At 31.6% G+C, this 20,015-nt stretch carries 20 protein-coding genes, 1 tRNA gene and 1 pseudogene; 13 read left to right on the top strand and 9 right to left on the bottom strand.

The features are described 5' to 3' along the window. The 3 genes and pseudogenes from ITB9_RS15335 to ITB9_RS06705 form a co-directional block, all read right to left on the bottom strand. Positions 1-165, bottom strand: a pseudogene (locus ITB9_RS15335) (dodecin family protein); the annotation flags it as partial. Positions 166-272: 107 nt separating this feature from the next. Then, on the bottom strand, positions 273-1,790 hold the full coding sequence (locus ITB9_RS06710; RefSeq protein ID WP_054851645.1) for an OmpP1/FadL family transporter: 1,518 nt from the start codon (positions 1,788-1,790) through the stop codon (positions 273-275). A 15-nt stretch (positions 1,791-1,805) separates the two neighbouring features. After that, positions 1,806-2,732, bottom strand: a complete 927-nt coding sequence (locus ITB9_RS06705; RefSeq protein WP_054851644.1) for a hypothetical protein — start codon at positions 2,730-2,732, stop codon at positions 1,806-1,808. Positions 2,733-2,833: 101 nt separating this feature from the next. On the opposite strand from ITB9_RS06705, the gene proS reads away from it, so the two are divergent. From proS to rpsT, 3 genes are all read left to right on the top strand, one after another. Further along, positions 2,834-4,312, top strand: a complete 1,479-nt coding sequence (proS, locus tag ITB9_RS06700; RefSeq protein WP_054851643.1) for a proline--tRNA ligase — start codon at positions 2,834-2,836, stop codon at positions 4,310-4,312. 152 nt (positions 4,313-4,464) lie between these two features. Further along, positions 4,465-4,536 (top strand) — tRNA-Glu (locus ITB9_RS06695). A gap of 29 nt (positions 4,537-4,565) precedes the next feature. Beyond that, positions 4,566-4,817: a 30S ribosomal protein S20 gene (rpsT, locus tag ITB9_RS06690; RefSeq protein WP_028290682.1), complete on the top strand. Its 252-nt coding sequence runs from the start codon at positions 4,566-4,568 to the stop codon at positions 4,815-4,817. Positions 4,818-5,124: 307 nt separating this feature from the next. Here the strand turns inward: rpsT and rho are convergent, their stop codons facing one another. Then, complete coding sequence (gene rho / locus ITB9_RS06685; protein WP_054851642.1) at positions 5,125-6,825, bottom strand: transcription termination factor Rho; 1,701 nt, start codon at positions 6,823-6,825, stop codon at positions 5,125-5,127. Between the two features lie 292 nt (positions 6,826-7,117). Between rho and ITB9_RS06680 the strand changes: the two genes are divergently transcribed. Next, positions 7,118-7,531: a DUF4293 domain-containing protein gene (locus tag ITB9_RS06680; protein ID WP_028607665.1), complete on the top strand. Its 414-nt coding sequence runs from the start codon at positions 7,118-7,120 to the stop codon at positions 7,529-7,531. A 79-nt stretch (positions 7,532-7,610) separates the two neighbouring features. On the opposite strand, the gene ITB9_RS06675 is transcribed toward ITB9_RS06680, so the two are convergent. Then, positions 7,611-8,105, bottom strand: coding sequence for a metallophosphoesterase (locus ITB9_RS06675; protein WP_054851641.1), 495 nt, complete (start codon positions 8,103-8,105; stop codon positions 7,611-7,613). A 101-nt stretch (positions 8,106-8,206) separates the two neighbouring features. Here ITB9_RS06675 and truA point away from each other — a divergent pair, with 101 nt between their 5' ends. After that, entirely contained in the window at positions 8,207-8,956 is a 750-nt protein-coding gene (truA, locus tag ITB9_RS06670) for a tRNA pseudouridine(38-40) synthase TruA (protein WP_054851640.1), read from the top strand. Further along, positions 8,949-10,721 carry an ABC transporter ATP-binding protein gene (locus ITB9_RS06665; RefSeq protein ID WP_054851639.1) on the top strand — a complete coding sequence of 591 codons (1,773 nt, stop codon included), beginning with the start codon at positions 8,949-8,951 and terminating at the stop codon, positions 10,719-10,721. The genes truA and ITB9_RS06665 overlap by 8 nt, the downstream gene beginning before the upstream one ends. 14 nt (positions 10,722-10,735) lie before the next feature. On the opposite strand, the gene ITB9_RS06660 is transcribed toward ITB9_RS06665, so the two are convergent. From ITB9_RS06660 to folP, 4 genes are all read right to left on the bottom strand, one after another. Beyond that, the gene (locus ITB9_RS06660) at positions 10,736-11,137 is read right to left on the bottom strand and encodes a hypothetical protein (protein ID WP_054851638.1); all 402 of its coding nucleotides are present in this window, start codon (positions 11,135-11,137) and stop codon (positions 10,736-10,738) included. Positions 11,138-11,230: 93 nt separating this feature from the next. Further along, complete coding sequence (cdaA, locus tag ITB9_RS06655) at positions 11,231-12,016, bottom strand: diadenylate cyclase CdaA (protein WP_028290689.1); 786 nt, start codon at positions 12,014-12,016, stop codon at positions 11,231-11,233. Positions 12,017-12,051: 35 nt separating this feature from the next. Next, on the bottom strand, positions 12,052-12,759 hold the full coding sequence (locus tag ITB9_RS06650; protein WP_054851637.1) for a hypothetical protein: 708 nt from the start codon (positions 12,757-12,759) through the stop codon (positions 12,052-12,054). Next, positions 12,752-13,576, bottom strand: a complete 825-nt coding sequence (gene folP / locus ITB9_RS06645) for a dihydropteroate synthase (protein WP_054851636.1) — start codon at positions 13,574-13,576, stop codon at positions 12,752-12,754. The genes ITB9_RS06650 and folP overlap by 8 nt, the downstream gene beginning before the upstream one ends. Positions 13,577-13,691: 115 nt before the next feature. Here folP and ITB9_RS06640 point away from each other — a divergent pair, with 115 nt between their 5' ends. From ITB9_RS06640 to ITB9_RS06610, 7 genes are all read left to right on the top strand, one after another. Continuing rightward, the gene (locus ITB9_RS06640; RefSeq protein WP_028607659.1) at positions 13,692-14,231 is read left to right on the top strand and encodes a DUF1599 domain-containing protein; all 540 of its coding nucleotides are present in this window, start codon (positions 13,692-13,694) and stop codon (positions 14,229-14,231) included. A gap of 34 nt (positions 14,232-14,265) precedes the next feature. Beyond that, positions 14,266-15,573, top strand: a complete 1,308-nt coding sequence (locus ITB9_RS06635) for a BT_3928 family protein (RefSeq protein WP_054851635.1) — start codon at positions 14,266-14,268, stop codon at positions 15,571-15,573. Between the two features lie 105 nt (positions 15,574-15,678). After that, positions 15,679-16,755: an ABC transporter permease gene (locus ITB9_RS06630; RefSeq protein WP_054851634.1), complete on the top strand. Its 1,077-nt coding sequence runs from the start codon at positions 15,679-15,681 to the stop codon at positions 16,753-16,755. 12 nt (positions 16,756-16,767) lie between these two features. After that, positions 16,768-17,517, top strand: a complete 750-nt coding sequence (gene tpiA / locus ITB9_RS06625) for a triose-phosphate isomerase (protein WP_054851633.1) — start codon at positions 16,768-16,770, stop codon at positions 17,515-17,517. 162 nt (positions 17,518-17,679) lie between these two features. Next, positions 17,680-18,519, top strand: coding sequence for a 50S ribosomal protein L11 methyltransferase (gene prmA, locus ITB9_RS06620; protein ID WP_028607655.1), 840 nt, complete (start codon positions 17,680-17,682; stop codon positions 18,517-18,519). Between the two features lie 225 nt (positions 18,520-18,744). Beyond that, positions 18,745-19,578: a M57 family metalloprotease gene (locus ITB9_RS06615; RefSeq protein WP_054851632.1), complete on the top strand. Its 834-nt coding sequence runs from the start codon at positions 18,745-18,747 to the stop codon at positions 19,576-19,578. Between the two features lie 97 nt (positions 19,579-19,675). Beyond that, positions 19,676-19,951, top strand: a complete 276-nt coding sequence (locus ITB9_RS06610; RefSeq protein ID WP_028290696.1) for an ATP-dependent Clp protease adaptor ClpS — start codon at positions 19,676-19,678, stop codon at positions 19,949-19,951. Positions 19,952-20,015: the final 64 nt, after the last annotated feature.

Below are 20,015 nucleotides of genomic sequence, written 5' to 3'. Positions count from 1 at the left end.
AGTGATTTTAAGGTTAACTCTAAAGTCAACTACTTCGTCATCTTTTACACTAGCACTTTGATCTTGTACATACACAGATCTAATATTTTTAACGCTTTTAGATGCGTGCTTTACTGCTTTTTTAGTTGTGTCTTCCTAGCTTTTTTCTGAGTTAGATAAGGTTTGCTAACTTAGTTTGAGAATACCTTTAAGCTAATAGTATAACTACTAATTAACAAAAAAGACTCAAGCAAAAGCTTGAGTCTTTTTTGTTAATTTATTTGTTTTGTGCTTTATAGTTTAAAACCTAATGTTAGAGTAACTAAGGTATTGTCAGCTTCAATATTAGCAGGATTTGATAATCCTGTAAATAGTTGTTCGTTTCTATCTTGTTTTGCATTACTGTAAGCTAAATCTAAATTTGTATTTCCAAAATTATAACCTAAGCCTAAAGAGTATCCTGTTAAATCACCAATGGTAGTTTCATCTTTATAAGGACTTTCTTCTAACCTGTAACCTCCTCTAAAACTAAAACGGTTCACTTTATATTCTGCTCCGATTTTGTAAGTTGATGCTGCTGTTAATGTATTTTCAATGTAAGCGTTTTCAGCATTAAAAATAGGGTCTGACGTTGGTTTTAATTTTGTTTTACTATGATCTCTTCTTGAATAGTCAATACTAATTAAACCTTTAGTTCCAAAAACATAGGCTAAACTACCTGTTAATTTACTAGGTGTTTGTACTCTGTAACTTTCAAAAATATTAATAACATTAGGGTCTACAACTTGGTAGAAATCACCATTAGTATCATCTATTACTAATGTTTCAATGTATTGAGTTGTTTCTTCATTTATTGTCATCCAAGTAGGTGAATCATAAGTTATTCCAGCTCTTAAGCTTTCTGTTAATTTAAAAATACCTCCTAATTGAAAAGAAAAACCTGATCCATTTGATGTTAATGCATTTTCAAAGAGAACTTCTCTAACTAATGATTCAGAATCATTGTTTGTTTCATAAAAACGCGTGTACCTTTCGTAATTTAAAAAATGTGAATTAAGATTTAAACCAATATATGTATTTTTACCATATTGAGCACCTGCATTAAATCCAATTTTTCCGTTATAGCCAGTTGCTGAATAGTTGTGTTTTTGCCTAAAGGAATCTCCTGCAATATTGCTAGCGTAAGTTGTGTTATTATCGTCATAAGTAGTTGGTTCTAATATGTATGAGTCATAACCTAAAAACGCTTGTTGGTTTTGGTAACCATAGGCACTACCAATACCAGAATAAGCTTGTGATGTAGATTCTCCATCAAATGCTGATATCTCGTCTAAACGTAACCCTTGAGCATTAGCTAAAAAATAATTGCTAATACTACTGTTTCCTGTTCCGTTTGCAATCCATTGGTCATCATAGTTTTTGGTGTTATCATAAACAATACTTAATGAGAATTTCTTCCATGGAGAGGATTGTTTTTGATTTTTAAACAGAAATACACCTCCTCCTTGGTTAATATCCAAGTTAGATTCAGAAGAGTCTCTTTGACCATTATAGAATGTTGTATTATTATCAATATTTGTATTGGATAATGATACTGAGGCATAACTACTTGTGAAAACAGCAGATCCTGCAGGATTTATGTTTATAGCACTTAAATCACCTCCTAATGCACCAAATGCACCACTCATAGCTTGAAAACGAGCTGTACCGTTTATTTCTCCGGGAGAATATCTTAAAGCGTCATTTATATTTTGAGCTTGACTTAAAGTTATAGATAGTGTACCTATAACTAATAAAATTATTTTTTTCATAGACTTTTTTAAATTTTAACCTCTTCCTCTTCTAGAACTTCCACTACTTGTAGATCTACTTCTTGGTGTACTTCTAGAAGGAGCGCTAGATCTTGGCGTAGAGCTATTGCTTCTTGGCGTTGATGAGTTTGTTCTGGGTCTTGTGGTATTAGTTCTAGGCCTTGTGGAATTAGTTCTAGGTCTAGTTGTGTTAGTTCTAGGTCTAGTTGTGTTGGTTCTAGGTCTAGTGGTATTAGTTCTGGTTCTGGCTCTTACCGAATTATTTCTAGTGTTAATTCTAGATGATCTAGAATTAAGGTATGCACTGTTTCTGTAGTAATTACCTCTTCTTCCTGCATTGTAAGCTATACCTCTTCTTCTAAATCCATTGTGGTATGCATATCCATAGCCATATCCGTGTCCATAGTATGGATTGTTCCAGTATGAGTTATAAAAACCAGAATATCCCCATCCGTAATTCCAGGCATAAGGACTGTTCCAACTGTTCCAGCCAAATCGGTTAAAGCCCCAAGGTCGGTTCCATCCCCAATTGTTCCATCCCCAATTATTATAAGCCCATCCATAATTGTTATAAAACCCATTATCATGAATGTTAATTACAACGGTTTCATTAGAGGTTCCCCAACCAGCATTTTGGTTAGTTTCTTCTAAAGTTTCGTCATAGCTACCTTGATAAGAGTCAATATCTGTAAAAACATCATCACTATCGTTATATATTTCAGCTTCTAATGCTTTTTCTTTAAAGTAATTAGAGTAATAATCGTTATTATTTTCTGCAGGTATAGCAACTGTTTCTTGTTCTACATTTTCAGTAGTAGTTTGATAGATGCCATCACTAGACTGTCCAACATATTGATAGGATCCACAAGAACTTAAAGCTAAAACAGCTAAAAGAGCGGTAAATAACGGTATTTTGTTAAATAAGTAGTTAATTAATTTCATAACGAGTAGTTTTTAATTGTTGAACATTACAAAAATAGTTAGTTTTGCTGAACTATTTTATTATTTAACATAATCACAATTTTTGTGCCAAAATACTGTATATGAGTAAAAAACTAACAAGTAGAGCTGAAAATTATTCCAAATGGTATAATGAATTGGTTGTAGAGGCTGATTTGGCTGAAAATTCAGCTGTAAGAGGATGTATGGTTATAAAGCCATATGGTTTTGCAATCTGGGAAAAAATGCAAGCAGAACTAGATAGAATGTTTAAAGAAACAGGACATCAAAATGCTTATTTTCCATTATTTGTACCTAAAAGTTTATTTGAAGCTGAGGAGAAAAATGCAGAAGGCTTTGCTAAAGAGTGTGCTGTGGTTACACATTATAGATTGCAAAACGACCCTGATAAACCAGGGAAACTTAGAGTAGATCCTAATGCAAAGTTAGAGGAGGAGTTAGTTGTACGTCCAACAAGTGAAGCCATAATATGGAATACTTATAAAGGATGGATTCAATCATACAGAGATTTACCTTTATTAATAAACCAATGGGCAAATGTTGTACGTTGGGAAATGCGTACGCGTTTATTTTTACGTACTGCAGAATTTTTATGGCAAGAAGGTCATACAGCACATGCAACTAAAAAAGAGGCTATAGCTGAAGCAGAATTAATGAATAATGTTTACGCTACTTTTGCTGAAAAATTTATGGCAATACCAGTAGTACAAGGTTTGAAAACTGAAAGCGAACGTTTTGCTGGAGCAGATGAAACTTACTGTATTGAAGCACTAATGCAAGATGGTAAAGCGCTACAAGCTGGTACGTCACACTTTTTAGGGCAAAACTTTGCAAAAGCTTTTGATGTAAAGTTCACATCTAAAGAAGGTAAGCAAGAGCATGTTTGGGCTACATCTTGGGGAGTTTCAACAAGATTAATGGGAGCTTTAATAATGACGCATAGTGATGATAAAGGGTTAGTATTACCTCCAAACCTTGCGCCAAATCAAGTTGTAATTGTACCAATATATAAGACAGATGAGCAATTAGATGCAATAACAGAGGTAGTAAATGGTATTATGAAAGATTTACGAAGTAAAAACATTTCGGTAAAATTTGATAATCGTGATACTTATAGACCAGGTGCTAAGTTTGCACAACATGAATTGCAAGGTGTACCATTACGTATAGCAATAGGTTCTAGGGATCTTGAAAACGGAACGGTAGAATTAGCTAGACGTGATACTTTAACTAAAGAAGTGGTGCCTTTAGATGGTTTAGTGGATAAAGTTGAAGGTTTGATGACTACAATCCAAGAAGCATTGTTTAATAAAGCTCTTGATTATAGAGATAATCATATTACAGAAGTAGATTCTTTTGAAGAATTTAAAAAAGTTTTAGAAGAAAAAGGAGGATTTATTTCTGCACATTGGGATGGAACCACGGAAACTGAAGATAAAATTAAAGAAATTACTAAAGCAACAATAAGATGTATGCCTTTAGAAGGAAAGCTTGAAAAAGGTGTATGTGTCTATACAGGAGCAACTTCTGAGCGAAGAGTGTTGTTTGCAAAAGCGTATTAGAAAATTTTTTTTATTTTTTTTTCATTTTGTTGTTGCGTAACTTAAAATTAGTTGTATATTTGCACCCGCAATGGAAACATTGTTAGTTAATTGAAAAACAAATTTGCAAGTTTAAAATATAAGTTTTATATTTGCGCACTCAATAACAAAATGGCCCGTTCGTCTATCGGCTAGGACGCATGGTTTTCATCCATGTAAGAGGGGTTCGATTCCCCTACGGGCTACAATTTTTTATTAAAAAGGAAAAAACAAAATGGCAAATCACAAGTCAACGTTAAAAAGAATTAGAAGTAACGAAGCTAAGCGTTTATTAAACAAGTATCAGCACAAGACTACTCGTAACGCTATCAAAAAGTTACGTGAGATGGAAGATAAGAAAGAGGCTGAAGCTTTATTTCCTTCCGTAGTATCTATGTTAGATAGATTGGCAAAGAAAAATGTTATTCATACTAACAAAGCTTCTAACTTAAAATCTAGTTTAGCTAAGCACGTAGCTGCTTTATAATTAGTTTTAGTTATATAATATTTAAAGCGTTTCATGTTTATATGAAACGCTTTTTTTTGTGCTTTATTTTCAAGGAGTCATAGCTATAAATTTGTATGCTGTCCATTGGTATAGTGTGTTAGCGGTAGTACTGGTTAGCTTTTGGCGAGCAAGCGCTCTGAGACAAAACTATTAACGGATGACGATACGATTATCCTGATTTTTTTTTTCAGGATAATGGTAACGCCATAATTATTATTTAAATATAAAGTAAATAAAAAGCTTAATGTAGTACATTGAGCTTTTTATTTATTTTAAATGGTTTTGATTATCCATTCATAGATATTAAAAACTCTTCGTTATTTCTGGTTTGTTTAAATCTATCGTTTATAAACTCCATTGCTTCTACAGGATTCATATCTGCTAGATATTTACGCATTACCCACATACGTTGTATAGTTGATGCATCTAATAAAATATCGTCACGACGTGTACTTGATGATGTTAAGTCAATTGCAGGGAAAATACGACGATTAGATATTTTACGGTCTAACTGAAGTTCCATGTTACCTGTACCTTTAAATTCTTCAAAGATTACTTCGTCCATTTTAGATCCTGTTTCTGTTAAAGCGGTTGCTATAATAGTTAATGATCCTCCGTTTTCTATATTACGTGCAGCTCCAAAAAAGCGTTTTGGTTTATGTAGTGCATTGGCATCTACACCTCCAGAAAGAATTTTTCCGGATGCTGGTTGTACAGAGTTGTATGCTCTTGCCAGACGTGTGATAGAGTCTAGTAGAATAACTACGTCATGTCCACACTCTACTAATCGTTTTGCTTTTTCTAACACGATGTTAGCAATTTTAACGTGCTCATGAGCCTCTTTATCAAAAGTAGAAGCAATAACTTCACCTCTTACATTTCTTTGCATGTCTGTAACTTCTTCTGGACGCTCATCTATAAGTAAAATCATTTGATATACTTCAGGATGGTTTGCTGCAATTGCATTGGCAACATCCTTTAATAACATGGTTTTACCTGTTTTTGGTTGTGATACAATCATACCACGTTGTCCTTTACCTATTGGTGCAAACAGGTCCATTATACGTGTTGAAATGGTTGCTTGTTTTTCGGCAATATTAAATTTTTCTTGAGGAAATAATGGTGTTAAATGCTCAAAAGCAACACGATCTCTAACCACATTTGGGTTTTGACCATTTATTTTACTTACTTTAATTAACGGGAAGTATTTTTCTCCTTCTTTTGGAGGTCTAACTTGACCTAATACTGTGTCTCCAACTTTTAATCCAAATAAACGGATTTGAGATTGTGATACATATATGTCATCTGGTGACGATAAATAGTTGTAGTCTGACGAACGTAAAAAACCATAACCATCTTGCATAATGTCTAAGACACCTTCACTTTCTATAATAGCATCAAACTCAAAATCAGGTTCTCTGTAACGGTTACGACTGTCTTTGTTACCATTATGTTGGTTACCGTTTTTTTGATTATTGTTTTTCTGGTTATTATTTTTTTGATTGTTATGTTTAGGACGGTTTTGTTGTTTGTTGTCGTTTTGACGATCGTCCTTACTGTCGTTAGACTGTTTGTTTTTTTGATGATTGTGAACCGGTTTTTTAGGCTGTGCCTTTACAGGAGCCTTTTTAGCTACAGGTTCTTTTTTTGTTTCTGTTTCAGGTTTTAAGTCTAACTGTGGTTGGTTAGTCTCATCCTTTTTGGCAACAGGTTTTGTGACTCTAGCTCGTTTAGCTTTAGGCTTTTGAGTAGTAGTTTTTTCTGCATTAGCTTTAGCAGGAGTCGCTTTTTTAGCAGGTGCTTTTTTTACAGGAGTATCTTCTTTTTTTACTTCTAAAACAGCTTTTGGGTCTGCTGCTTGCTTATCTAGTATTTGGTATACTAAATCTAATTTTTTTAATGAACGAAATTTTGGGACGCTCAGTTTTTTAGCTATATCCTGCAACTCAGGAAGCTTCATTTCTTTTAATTGTGAGATTTCAAACATTGATGTTGAATTAACTTATGTGTTGTTGTGATTTGAATTGATTATTTCTTGAAGAAAATAAGATATACTTCTGAAGAATTAACGCTCTGCGAGAGTGAGTGTTGCATTGCGTTACTGCAATTATACAACTTTTATTTTAATTTTTTATTATTGAAAGAATCTTTATTGTTTTTTAATTGAAATACAACGTGTTGTGATTGTGTTTTGTTATTTGTAGCAATTTTTAGTGTGTGATGTTTCGTTTATAAAAAAAGAAACTATATTTTTGTTTTTCAAAATTTGAAATTTTAATATGTTACAACGTATACAAACGGTATATTTATTAATAGTTGCTATAGTTTCTGGCGGATTAATATTCGCTTTTAATTTATGGACAACGACTAATAAAGTTATGGTTTTTGCAAAAGACGAACTGGTTGTTCTAGGTTTGTTTTTAGCTTCTGCGTTATTGGCTGTTATTTCAATATTTAATTTTAAAAATAGAAAGTCTCAATTTATGTTGGGACGACTAAATCAGATATTAAATTTAATTTTACTAGGATTTTTCGTGTATCGAATACTAAATGCATCTGGAGAAGCAAATGATGTTTCAGAGAAAGGTGTTGCGATTTTCTTCCCAATTATTTCTATCGTCTTTTTGATTTTATCAAATAGAGCCATTAAAAAGGATGAAGATCTTGTAAAATCTGTAGATCGTTTACGTTAAACCTAACATCTTAGTAGTATTAGTGCGAAAAAAAACCGAAGTGAAAGCTTCGGTTTTTTTATGTTTTATTGTTAATCGTTTATTTTCTTGGATATTCTATAACTTCTAGATTATCTATTTTACCCTTATCTATAGTAAATCGTAGCATAGTCCTTACATTATGAAAGCCGTGTATGCCAATGGCTCCAGGATTCATGTGTAATAATCCTAATTTTTTATCAGGCATAACTTTAAGTATGTGAGAGTGTCCGCAAATAAATAGCTTTGGTGGATTGGCTATTATAGCCTCTCTAACTCTAATATTATATCTGTTTGGATAACCACCTATGTGTGTAATCCATACATCCACACCTTCTATAGTAAAACGATTATGTTCCGGAAATTCAGCTCTGGCTTTATCATTGTCAATGTTTCCCCAAACAGCACGAAGTGGTTTTAAATCTTTTATTGCATCTGTAACTTTTAAATCACCAATATCTCCAGCATGCCAAACCTCGTCAGCTGCTTTGACATGTTTTAGTACAGCTTCATCAATATGACTATGTGTGTCAGAGAGTAATAATATTTTTTTCATTTTAGAAGAACTTAACCAAGTCTATTTTAATTATTTTTTAGCATTTCTTTAGTAACAAAAACAATTATCTTTGTCTTTTAATATGTAAAAATACAGCTTTCTTGCGCTATTTTATAGAACTATCTTATAACGGAAAAAATTATCATGGTTGGCAAAAACAACCTAATGCAATATCTGTACAAGAAGTTTTAGAAAATGCATTGTCTACTATTCTAGGACAAAACATAGTTGTAATGGGAGCAGGAAGGACAGATGCTGGTGTGCATGCAAAGCAGTTATTTGCACATATGGATACAGAGGTTGTTTTTGAGTCAGAAAAATTGATGTATAAACTCAATTCTTTTTTACCAGAAGATGTAGCTATTCATTCTATATTTAAGGTTAAACCCGATGTTCATGCACGTTTTCATGCGACTAGTAGAGCGTATTTATATCGCATTGCATTACAAAAAAGCCCTTTTAATGTCAATCAAGCTTACTATTTAAAACATAATTTAGATATTGACAAGCTTAATAAAGCAACTAAGGTATTATTTGAATACAAAAATTTTCAATGTTTTTCAAAAACACATACAGATGTAAAAACCTATAATTGTGATATAATGAAAGCAGCATGGAAATTGGTGGACAACGAACTTCATTTTACAATTAAAGCAGATCGTTTTTTAAGAAACATGGTTAGAGCTATTGTTGGTACTTTAATTAACGTTGGAGTTGGTAAGATTGAAGTTGAAGATTTACACACTATTATAGCTTCTAAAAACCGAAGTAATGCTGGGTTTTCAGTTCCTGCAAAAGGATTATATTTAACAGAGGTTGCTTATCCTGATACAATTAAATTAAATGACTAAGACTAAAGAAAATATTTTTGATTTACAGTTATTTAAACGTTTGTTTAAATACACAAAACCTTACAGAACGGTATTTTATGCGTTAATAATTTCGGTTTTAATATTAGGTGCTTTAAGTATAGCAACTCCAGTGTTATTACGAGAAATTATTGATGAGCATCTTGTTAAAAAAGATTACAATGGTTTTGTTTTCTTGATAATTTTAATGATTGTTTTACTTGTTGCTCAAGTTGTGTTACAATTGTTTTTTATCTTTTACTCCTCTTGGTTGGGTTTAAAAATGGTTAAAGACATTCGTGTTAAGCTATTTGATCATATCCTGAGTTTTAAAATGAAATATTTTAACACCTCTTCTGTGGGTGTTTTAATCACTAGAGCAGTGACAGATATGGAACGTATTGCATCTGTATTTGGAGATGGGTTATTTACAATTATTAGAGACCTTTTGGTTATGGTTGTTATTTCTGGAGCGATGTTATATTACAATTGGAAGTTAAGTTTAATTGTATTTGTGACGTTACCAATAGTTTTATTTGCAACCAAAATTTTTCAACGCTACATGAAACGTGCGTTTGAAGATGTGCGTAATGAGGTGTCTAACTTAAACTCGTTTGTGCAAGAACGCGTCACAGGAATGAAAATTTTACAACTGTTTACCAGAGAAGATACCGAGTATAAAAACTTTAAAGCAATTAATGATCGTCATAAAAAAGCATGGTTAAAAACGGTTTGGTATAACTCTATATTTTTTCCAATTGCTGAGTTTTTAGGGTCGCTAACTACAGGATTGATTGTATGGTTTGGAGGATTAAATATATTGGTCGAAGGTAGTAATGTTACACCTGGAGATTTATTTATGTTTATTACCATGATCCCAATGTTATTTAGACCATTACGTCAAATTGCAGATAAATTTAATACGCTTCAAATGGGAATGATTGCCTCAAACCGAGTGTTTAAAATTTTAGACACAACATCACATATTGATAATTCTGGAAACTTGTTAGCTAATAGTTTTAAAGGAAACATAAACTTTAAGAATGTTCATTTTAGTTATGTCGAGCAAGAAGAAGTTTTAAAAGGAATTAGTTTTAATGTTAAAGAAGGCGAAACTGTTGCAATTGTTGGTGCTACAGGAGCAGGAAAAAGTACTGTAATAAATTTATTAAATCGTTTTTATGAAATCAATTCTGGTGAAATAAATATAGATAATAACAATATTAAAGATTATACTTTAACGTCTTTAAGACAGCAAATAGCTGTGGTTTTACAAGATGTATTTTTGTTTGCAGACACCATTTTAAATAATATTACACTTAATAATTCAAGTATAACCGAAGCTCAAGTTGTAAAAGCAGCAAAAGACATTGGAATACACGATTTTATAATGAGCTTACCTAACGGTTACCAATATAACGTTAAAGAACGTGGTGTGATGTTGTCTTCTGGTCAACGTCAATTAATTTCATTTTTACGTGCATACGTTACAAATCCTAGTATTTTAATTTTAGATGAAGCCACGTCGTCGGTAGATTCTTATTCAGAGCAATTAATACAAACAGCTACAGAGAAGATTACTAAAGGGCGTACATCTATAGTTATTGCTCACAGGTTAGCAACAATCCAAAAAGCAGATAATATAATTGTTATGGATTCAGGATTAATTGTAGAACAAGGAACACATAACGAGTTGCTAAAAAAAGAAAATGGATATTACAAAAACTTATACGAAGTACAGTTTTTACAAGCAGAGAAAGTTGCTTAGTTTGTAATATTACTTTAAGATTTTACTCCAATTTTAGTTAGCATTTTTTTTAAAGTGTTAACATCTTTAATGGTCTTTAACTCATTTAAGTCACGTGTCTTTCCGTTTGTTAATTTAAAAGTATAACGTTTGGAACCTAGACTTGTTTTTTGCTCTAAAGCTTCAATGTTTTTAACAGGAATGTTTTCTAAACTAGATTTTTTAGTAAAAAATATATACAATACAAAAACTGATAATAAAGCTAAAAATATCCAGATTGTTGACATAAAACTCAATTTAGTTATATTAACATCGTAAACGTTTAAAATAGCATTTACCAAATTAAGAATCATAATAGATTTAATTAACATGTGATGGGTTTTTAAACCATCCTTAATTTCTATAGTTTGATTATTTTCGTTGTATTTAATATTCATTTTTGATTGTTTTTAATCTTTAAAGAAAGTATTTTAGAAGCTTTAATTAGGTTTAGCTAAAACTATCTGATTAAGAAGTGGTTATAGTGTATATTAATCTAAATCTGCCTTTAATATTTTAGCTAATTGTATGGTGTCTTCAAACGGAAGGAACTCACCATTTCTAAAGCAAGAAATCTGTCCAGTTTCTTCACTTACAGCAATAGCAATAGCATCTGTACGTTCCGTTACACCAACAGCAGCACGATGACGTAAACCAAAGCGTTGCGGAATGTTTTTCTCGTTGTTTACAGGTAAAATAACACGTGTAGCTTTTACAATATTATCTTGTATAATTATGGCACCATCATGTAATGGGCTATTTTTAAAAAAGATACTTTCAATAATAGGTTGCGTCACTTTAATATTCATTTCGTCACCTGTATTGGCTAAAAAATCAAGATTATTATTGCGTTCTAAAACAATTAAAGCACCAGTTTTTGTACTACTCATTTTATTACAAGCAGATATAATAGCATCTATATCTGTGGATGTACCTTGTTCTATCTTTAAAAATTTTAATTGACTTAAAAATTTACGTCTACTAGCAAAATTGGTAGAGCCAATCATTAATAAAAATTTCCTAACTTCCTGCTGAAACACAATAATTAAAGCAATAAAACCAACACTAATAAAACCACCTAAAATCTTGGTTAATAATACCATTTGTAAGGCTTCAACAGTTAGGTAGATAAAGTAAATAACTACAATACCAATAAAAATATTAATGGCAACAGTACCTTTTACTAGCTTGTAAACGTAATAGAGCAGTAGTGCAACAAGCAAAACATCTATCATGTCTATCCATCCAAATTTTAGTATGTCTTTAAATATATCCAAGGGAAAGTGGTTTTTGTAAATTTAATATAATTGGGTTAATAAATATGTTCGATTTTATTTATTAGTGTCCTTTCATTTTTAAAACTTTTTAGTTTTGATTTTATAGATATGTAATCTTGGAAACTTAAATTTTTATTAAAAAGTATTTGGACATTGTAAAAGTCGCCTCCATGCTCCTTGTCCTCAAGATTTAAAATATTAAGATTTTCTTTTAGGTCATCATTTAATTGGTTAAAATTCGTTTTTCCTAAAATCATAAAAGAATTTATTGTAATGTCTTCAAGGGTATTAATAATAAGGTTTATGTCAAATGAATTATCATCTATTTCTAAATCTTCATATTTGGTTTCAGTGTAATTTAAACGATATTCAACATCAGTAAAATCAATAAAACCTAAATTTTTAATACTAGTGTCATTACAAGTGTAATAATTTCTAGCTTTTTCATTTTTATGCATGGTTGCATTACGTTTTTTCTCTTGTAATTTTATTATAGATGGTAACGCTTGTTCTAGAGTTAAGCGTTTGTCAACGTTTACTAACCAGTTAGTAGAAATAATTAAGTTTTTTCGGTTTAACTCAACACTATCTTGTATGGTTTCATCATAAAAAATATAAGCAGGAGAGACGTCCAAAACTTCTGTTATGCCTGCATTTTGTATTTCTGGTAGTTGCAGTACTTTTTCGTTTCCACAAGAAAAAAATAAAAATAATACAGTTATAAATAAAAATCTGTTAAGCATCTAATTTATTATATAGAGTGATACATTCTTTGGCTTCTTTAACGTCATGTACACGTAATATTTTTGCGCCTTTTTGTAAAGCAATCATGTGTAAAGCAGTTGTTCCGTTTAAAGCTTCTTTAGCTGTTAGATCTAAGGTTTTGTAAATCATAGATTTTCTGGATATACCAGCTAATACTGGTAAATCTGCAATATTTAATAATTCAAACTTATTTAAAAGTTCAAAATTTTGTTCTAATGTTTTTGCAAAACCAAAACCAGGATCTAAAATTAAATCTATAATACCCAAGTCGCGTGCTTTAACAATACGCTCTGAAAAATAATAATTAATGGCCTTTACTAAGTTGTCGTATTGGGTTAATGTTTGCATGGTTTGTGGTGTGCCACGCATATGCATCATTATATATGGTACTTTTAAATCTGCAATGGTTGGTAGCATGTTATTATCTAAAAAACCAGCCGAAATATCATTAATCATAGCAGCACCTTCATTAATAGTTACCTTTGCTACTTGACTTCTAAAGGTATCTGCAGATATGATACTATCAGGAAAATGACTAACCAAAAGTTTTATTATTGGTACTATACGTTGCAGTTCTTCATCTTCACTTACAAAAGGCGCATTTGGTCTTGAGCTGTAAGCACCAACGTCAATAAACGTAGCACCTTCACTTAGCATGTTTTCTACTTGTTTTATTATTGAAGTTTCGTCTTTATAACGTCCACCATCAAAAAAAGAATCTGGTGTTACATTTAAAATACCCATTACTTTTGGAGTACTTAAATCTATAAGTTTGCCTTTACAATTTATTGTCATTGATACGCTTAAATATGGTGTTGGGATAACGTTAGCAAAACTTTAAACCCTAAACCTTGAACTTTAAATAATTTTATGCGAAATTTACGCAAAATTCAATTAGAGTTTATCAAATATGCAAGATACTTCAAAACAATACGATGCTGTAATAAAAACCTGTCGAGACCTTTTTATTAATAAAATGACAGATTATGGTAGTGCATGGCGAATTTTACGTTTACCATCATTAACCGATCAAATTTTTATAAAAGCACAGCGTATTAGAGGTTTGCAACAAAATGATGTACGTAAAGTTGACGAAGGTGAGCAAAGCGAATTTATAGGTATCATCAATTATTGTATTATGGCATTAATTCAGCTACAAAAAGGAGTGGTAGAGCAACCAGATATTGAAGTTGAAGAAGCTACTGTTTTATATGATGAGCAAGTAAAAATAACAAAACAGTTAATGCAAGATAAAAACCATGACTATGGTGAAGCTTGGAGAGACATGCGTGTTAGTAGTTTAACCGATTTAATTTTACAAAAATTATTACGTGTTAAACAAATTGAAGACAACTCAGGAAAAACAATTGTTAGCGAAGGGATTGATGCTAATTATCAAGACATGATAAATTATGCCATTTTTGCAATGATACATTTAACAGAACAATAAAATTGCTTTTACAATTTGATATTTAATTATAATTATGAAATACATAGTAGGTTTTTTAAGAATATTTGTTGGTATATTTTTTATAATTTCAGGATTTATAAAGCTTAACGATCCTATTGGATTTGCTTTTAAATTAGAAGAATATTTTGGACCAACCGTTTTAGATTTACCATTTTTTATTCCTTATGCACTAGGTATTTCTATAATTGTAGTTGTTTTTGAAGTGCTTTTAGGTATCTTTTTAATATTAGGTTATAAGCCTAAATTTACAATATGGAGTTTATTATTAATGATAGTTTTCTTCACATTCTTAACCTTTTACTCAGCTTATTTTGATAAAGTAAAAGATTGTGGATGCTTTGGTGATGCCATGAAAATGGATCCATGGGAAAGTTTTTGGAAAGATGTCGCGTTATTGGTAATGATAGTAATACTCTTTATTGGTATAAAATACATCAAACCATTTTTTGCTAAGTTACCAACTACAATATTGTCATTATTAAGTTTTATAGCTTGTTTAGGATTTGCTTACCATGTATTAATGCATTTACCAAGTATAGATTTTAGACCATTTAAAATAGGAAACAACATTACTGATAACATGATTGTGCCAGATGATGCACCACAACCAGTTATTGAATACACTTGGACGTTTAATGAAAACGGAACCGAAAAACAATACATAACAGATGGATCTTATCCAAGCTCATCAGGAGACTATGTTGGTGTAACAACAGAAACCATCTCAGAAGGTTATGAACCACCAATACATGATTTTTCAATCGAAAAAGATGGTGAAGATTTTACAGAAGATATATTGTCAAGAGACAATGTTGTATTAATAGTTAGCTATAATTTATCATCTTCAGAGACACAAGGTTTAAAAGCTATAAAAGTAACAGCAGATAAAGCCAAAGCTAATGGATATGATGTTATTGGTTTAACAGCATCTGGACCAGATGTAGCAAATAAAGTTAAAGCTGATTATAAATTAAATTTTGATTATTATTTCTGTGACGAGACTGCTTTAAAAACTATCATCCGTTCAAATCCTGGAGTATTAAAATTAGAAAAAGGAACAATCATACAGAAAGTACATTGGAATGATGTTGATGATTTAAATTTTCCAAAAGTAAAAAGACCTGAGCCTATAAAATTAGAAGAAGTTATTGCTTATTATATTGGAGACTCAATTGCTACTAAAGCAGAAGTAGACGCTTTAGATCCTGAAACTATACAAAGTATGGATGTGTTTAAGGATAGAGCGCAAATAGATTCATTAAATATAGAAGTAGATAAAACAATATCTGGAGTAGTAAAAGTAACACTTAAAACAGAATGACGTTATTACTATTGTTTTGTGATTAATCAGTAACTTGTATCAAGAATCACATTATTTCATAAAGCAGTATAAAAGCGTATCTAATCTTAAAATAAATAAAACAATCTGGTAACCTATCTATTAAATAAAACGCTTTACGCATTACTCACTTTATTTGGTGTAGTAACCGTTATCTTTTTATTGTTTAGTGTACTACCAGGTGATCCAGCTCAAATGATGTTGGGTCAAAACGAGGATAGTCAACAATTAGCAATTGTCAAAAAAAAATACGGATTTGATAAGCCTGTAGCAACTCAATATTTGTATTACTTAAACGATTTGTCAATAATATCGTTTCATTCAAATTTAGAAGAAGATTATACCTATCTAAGCCCAAACAAATATTCAGCTACCAAGCTGTTTACAATAGGTAATACAACAACCGTTTTAAAGTTTCCGTATTTACGAGAGTCTTTTACAAATCAAGGTAAAAAAGTAAGTCAAGTATTATCAGAGACCTTACCAAATACATTTGTACTTGCGGTTTCTGCAATAATTATAGCCATGTTGCTAGGTGTAACATTAGGCGTGATTTCAGCATTAAAAAAAGATTCTTTTTTAGATAAAACCATTCAAATTTTAAGCACTTTGGGTATGAGTGTGCCTTCCTTTTTTAGTGCCATTTTATTTGCTTGGTTATTTGGATTTGTATTACACAAATACACTAATTTAGAAATGACAGGAAGTCTTTATGAGTTGGATGATTTTGGCGAAAACATGCATATCAAACTTAAAAACCTTATACTACCAGCAATCGTATTAGGTATAAGACCGTTAGCAGTCGTTATACAATTAATGCGCAACTCGCTGTTAGAAGTGTTTAATCAAGATTACATCAGGACAGCTAGAGCAAAAGGATTATCAGAATTTCAGATTATAAAAAAACATGCCATTAAAAACGCATTAAATCCAGTAGTAACAGCTATCTCAGGATGGTTTGCAAGCATGCTAGCAGGCGCAGTGTTTGTAGAGTATATATTTGGATGGAATGGATTAGGTAAAGAGATAGTAAATGCATTAAACACATTAGATTTACCAGTAATTATGGGATCCGTGTTAATTATTGCATTACTTTTCATTATAATTAATATTTTTGTAGACATCATTTACACTTGGTTAGATCCAAAAGTCAAATTACAATAAAACAGACCAATCATGAGAAAAAACATAGTAGCAGGAAATTGGAAAATGAATAACGATTTAGCTCAAACCGAAGCGTTATTATCAGATTTAAAAAAGCAAACCAAAACCTCAAATGCTGAGGTCATGATAGCACCAACATTTACTAATTTATGGCACGCATTTGAAGCAACCAGAGAAGATGATATAGAAGTCGTTGCGCAAAACATGCACTTTGCAGAAAATGGAGCTTACACAGGAGAAGTCAGTGCAGATATGCTAAAAAGCGTCGGTGTTAAAACCGTAATACTAGGACACTCAGAGCGTCGTGCGTATTTTAATGAAGACGATGCAACACTAGCCAAAAAAGTAGATCAAGCCTTAACAAAAGACATGCGTGTAATTTTTTGTTTTGGAGAAGAGTTAGCAGACCGTAAAGCAAATAATCAAGAAGCAATCGTAGAAGCACAAATTAAAAACGCACTATTTCATTTAGACGCTTCCGCTTTTTCAAACATAGTTTTGGCCTACGAGCCTGTTTGGGCAATAGGTACAGGTGAAACAGCCAGTCCAGAACAAGCCCAAGACATGCACAAATTTATCCGTAAAACATTAAACGATACTTACGGAAACGACGTAGCAGACAACATGACTATCCTTTATGGTGGAAGTGTAAAACCAGCAAACGCCAAAGAGATTTTCTCAAAACCAGACGTAGATGGAGGATTAATTGGTGGAGCAGCTCTAAAAGCAGCCGATTTTTACGCAATCGTAAACGCCTTTTAAATAACAATAAAAAATAAAAATTTGGGCGTTACCACAAGGGTCGCGTCTTCCGTTATATCTTTTTTGTAGAATAGTCCCAAACTCAGTTTGGGACTATTCTACAAAAAAGGATGCCACTTCAACCGCTAACGCAGCATACCTGCAAAAAACAGTACCAATAAAATGTCAGACAATATCTATTTAGGCTATTACTTTAAAGTACAACCTTTACAACCAGCAACCGAAATTTTAATTGCAGAATTAGGTTTTGCAGGCTTTGAAAGCTTTGTCGAAACCGAAGAAGGTGTAACCGCTTACATTCAAAAAGACGAGTGGAATGACACAATCTTAAATGACATTCAAATATTACAATCAGACGAGTTTAAAATAGAATATACCTTTGAGCAAATCCAACAAACCAATTGGAATGCCGAGTGGGAAAAAAACTTCAACCCAATAGTTGTCGATGATCAATGTGCAGTACGTGCACCATTTCATGAAAAATTTGACACACCATTCGAAATAGTAATCGAACCAAAAATGAGTTTTGGTACAGGACATCATGAAACCACACATATGATGATCCAACATATACTTAAAAACGATTTTAAAGATAAATCCGTATTAGATATGGGTTGTGGTACAGCAGTATTAGCTATTCTTGCCGAAATGAAAGGTGCAAAACCAATAGATGCTATAGATATAGACAACTGGTGCTATTTAAACAGTCTAGAAAATGCAGAACGTAACAATTGTAAACACATATCTGTATATGAAGGCGAAGCTTCACTATTAAAAGATAAAAAATACGACACTATAATAGCTAATATTAATCGTAATATTTTATTAAATGACATTCCAACCTATTCATCATGTTTAGATACAAACGGAAGTTTGTTTTTAAGTGGTTTCTATATAGAAGATATTCCGATGATAGAACAAAAATGCAACGACCATAAATTAGTCTTAAAAGACAAGCTAAATAAAAACAACTGGGTTGCACTTAAGTTTGAAAAAGAATAAAAACTGTTAAAAATCTCCTTTTCCAGCTAATTATGTATAAAATTAACTCATTTTTTGATTAATTTTTTTCTTTTTACGGTAAAAACCGCAACAAATTTATTTGTGTAAGAATTATCTTTGACTTGATAATTATCTAACATACTATTAATATTAAAATAACATACTAATAGTGTGTAAAACCTTTACGTAAAGCAAACCATTTATTAATTTAAAATTCAACCAAAAATGAAGAAAATTAAATTTATGGCTTTAGCTAGCCTATGTTTTATTTTAGGATTACAATCATGTCAAAATGATGAAGCTACAATTATTGAAGAAGAAGAAGCAGTAGCAAAAAAAGAAGTTTCAGCAAAAGTTTTACAAAAATTAGCTGATGCACAAATTAACACCAAAGACGTTAAATACGTTGACTTTATGTTGCCTGACGGTACATTTAAAGAAATGATAGAATTAGAAGGTGATGTTCACATGAGTGAAGAAGATATTTTAAATCTTGAGCCTGTGTCAGCAAGTGACCGTAACTATCGTACAAACAATTTAGTATCTCAAGGTAAAACCATAACAATTATTGGTTATACAGGTGGTAGTAATGCATTGTCAACAAAAGAACGAACTGCATTACAATGGGCTGTTAATAATTACAATGCGTTAAGCGGAGTTTCAATTTCATTTCAATTAACATTTGGTACTGACTATCAATCAAAAGATATGGTAGTGTATCATAACCCAAGTCAATCAGGTGCTGGTGGATCAGCAGGTTTCCCTAGTAATGGTAACCCATACAAGTTTGTACAATTATATGGTTTAGATAACTATGATACAAACGTTGTAGAGCATGTTGTTACGCATGAAATTGGTCACTCAGTTGGATTTAGACATACAGATTGGTTTAACAGAGCTAGTTGTGGTCAAAACCAAAATGAAGGAGCTGGATCGATTGGTGCAATTGATTTAGGAGGAAATAATCCAGAAGACTCAGTTATGTTAGCTTGTTTTAGTTCAGGTGAAGATGGTGAGTTTGGAGCAGATGATATTAGCGCATTACAGATAATGTACTAATATTAAGTTAAATACAAGTTTTAAAGGCTTCTGTAATGACAGAAGCCTTTTTTTATACCCAATATTTTTTTACTTTTATACCCAAAAGAAAGTACGTATGAGTACAAAAGAAAAAATACAAGAACAACACGAGGTACAAACCTTAGAAAAACCCAATAATGAGATTGTAGTTTATAATGACGATGTCAATACTTTTGATCACGTTATAGATACTTTAATATATGCTTGTGACCATACACCAGAACAAGCAGAGCAATGTACTATTTTGGTGCATTATAAAGGACAATGTACCGTTAAAACAGGTTCTTACAAAGATTTAGAACCACGTTGCACTATGCTGCTAGAAGCAGGCTTAAGTGCTGAAATTATTTAATAAAAAAAGCGTCTTATTATAAAGAACGCTTTTTTATGTCGTTATTCTTTTGTGGATTATTTGT

This window comes from Olleya sp. ITB9, from assembly GCF_001315805.1.
GTDB classification, from domain to species: domain Bacteria; phylum Bacteroidota; class Bacteroidia; order Flavobacteriales; family Flavobacteriaceae; genus Olleya; species Olleya sediminilitoris.
The sequence above is the reverse complement of the archived record's forward strand: the minus strand, read 5'-3'. Positions and strand labels throughout refer to the sequence as shown.

Excerpts from the sequence above, each read along its gene's own strand:
- ITB9_RS06710 (WP_054851645.1), bottom strand. The coding sequence starts at position 1,790 with ATGAAAAAAATAATTTTATTAGTTATAGGTACACTATCTATAACTTTA.
- ITB9_RS06705 (WP_054851644.1), bottom strand. The coding sequence starts at position 2,732 with ATGAAATTAATTAACTACTTATTTAACAAAATACCGTTATTTACCGCT.
- proS (WP_054851643.1), top strand. The coding sequence starts at position 2,834 with ATGAGTAAAAAACTAACAAGTAGAGCTGAAAATTATTCCAAATGGTAT.
- rpsT (WP_028290682.1), top strand. The coding sequence starts at position 4,566 with ATGGCAAATCACAAGTCAACGTTAAAAAGAATTAGAAGTAACGAAGCT.
- rho (WP_054851642.1), bottom strand. The coding sequence starts at position 6,825 with ATGTTTGAAATCTCACAATTAAAAGAAATGAAGCTTCCTGAGTTGCAG.
- ITB9_RS06680 (WP_028607665.1), top strand. The coding sequence starts at position 7,118 with ATGTTACAACGTATACAAACGGTATATTTATTAATAGTTGCTATAGTT.
- ITB9_RS06675 (WP_054851641.1), bottom strand. The coding sequence starts at position 8,105 with ATGAAAAAAATATTATTACTCTCTGACACACATAGTCATATTGATGAA.
- ITB9_RS06665 (WP_054851639.1), top strand. The coding sequence starts at position 8,949 with ATGACTAAGACTAAAGAAAATATTTTTGATTTACAGTTATTTAAACGT.
- ITB9_RS06660 (WP_054851638.1), bottom strand. The coding sequence starts at position 11,137 with ATGAATATTAAATACAACGAAAATAATCAAACTATAGAAATTAAGGAT.
- ITB9_RS06650 (WP_054851637.1), bottom strand. The coding sequence starts at position 12,759 with ATGCTTAACAGATTTTTATTTATAACTGTATTATTTTTATTTTTTTCT.
- folP (WP_054851636.1), bottom strand. The coding sequence starts at position 13,576 with ATGACAATAAATTGTAAAGGCAAACTTATAGATTTAAGTACTCCAAAA.
- ITB9_RS06640 (WP_028607659.1), top strand. The coding sequence starts at position 13,692 with ATGCAAGATACTTCAAAACAATACGATGCTGTAATAAAAACCTGTCGA.
- ITB9_RS06635 (WP_054851635.1), top strand. The coding sequence starts at position 14,266 with ATGAAATACATAGTAGGTTTTTTAAGAATATTTGTTGGTATATTTTTT.
- tpiA (WP_054851633.1), top strand. The coding sequence starts at position 16,768 with ATGAGAAAAAACATAGTAGCAGGAAATTGGAAAATGAATAACGATTTA.
- prmA (WP_028607655.1), top strand. The coding sequence starts at position 17,680 with ATGTCAGACAATATCTATTTAGGCTATTACTTTAAAGTACAACCTTTA.
- ITB9_RS06615 (WP_054851632.1), top strand. The coding sequence starts at position 18,745 with ATGAAGAAAATTAAATTTATGGCTTTAGCTAGCCTATGTTTTATTTTA.
- ITB9_RS06610 (WP_028290696.1), top strand. The coding sequence starts at position 19,676 with ATGAGTACAAAAGAAAAAATACAAGAACAACACGAGGTACAAACCTTA.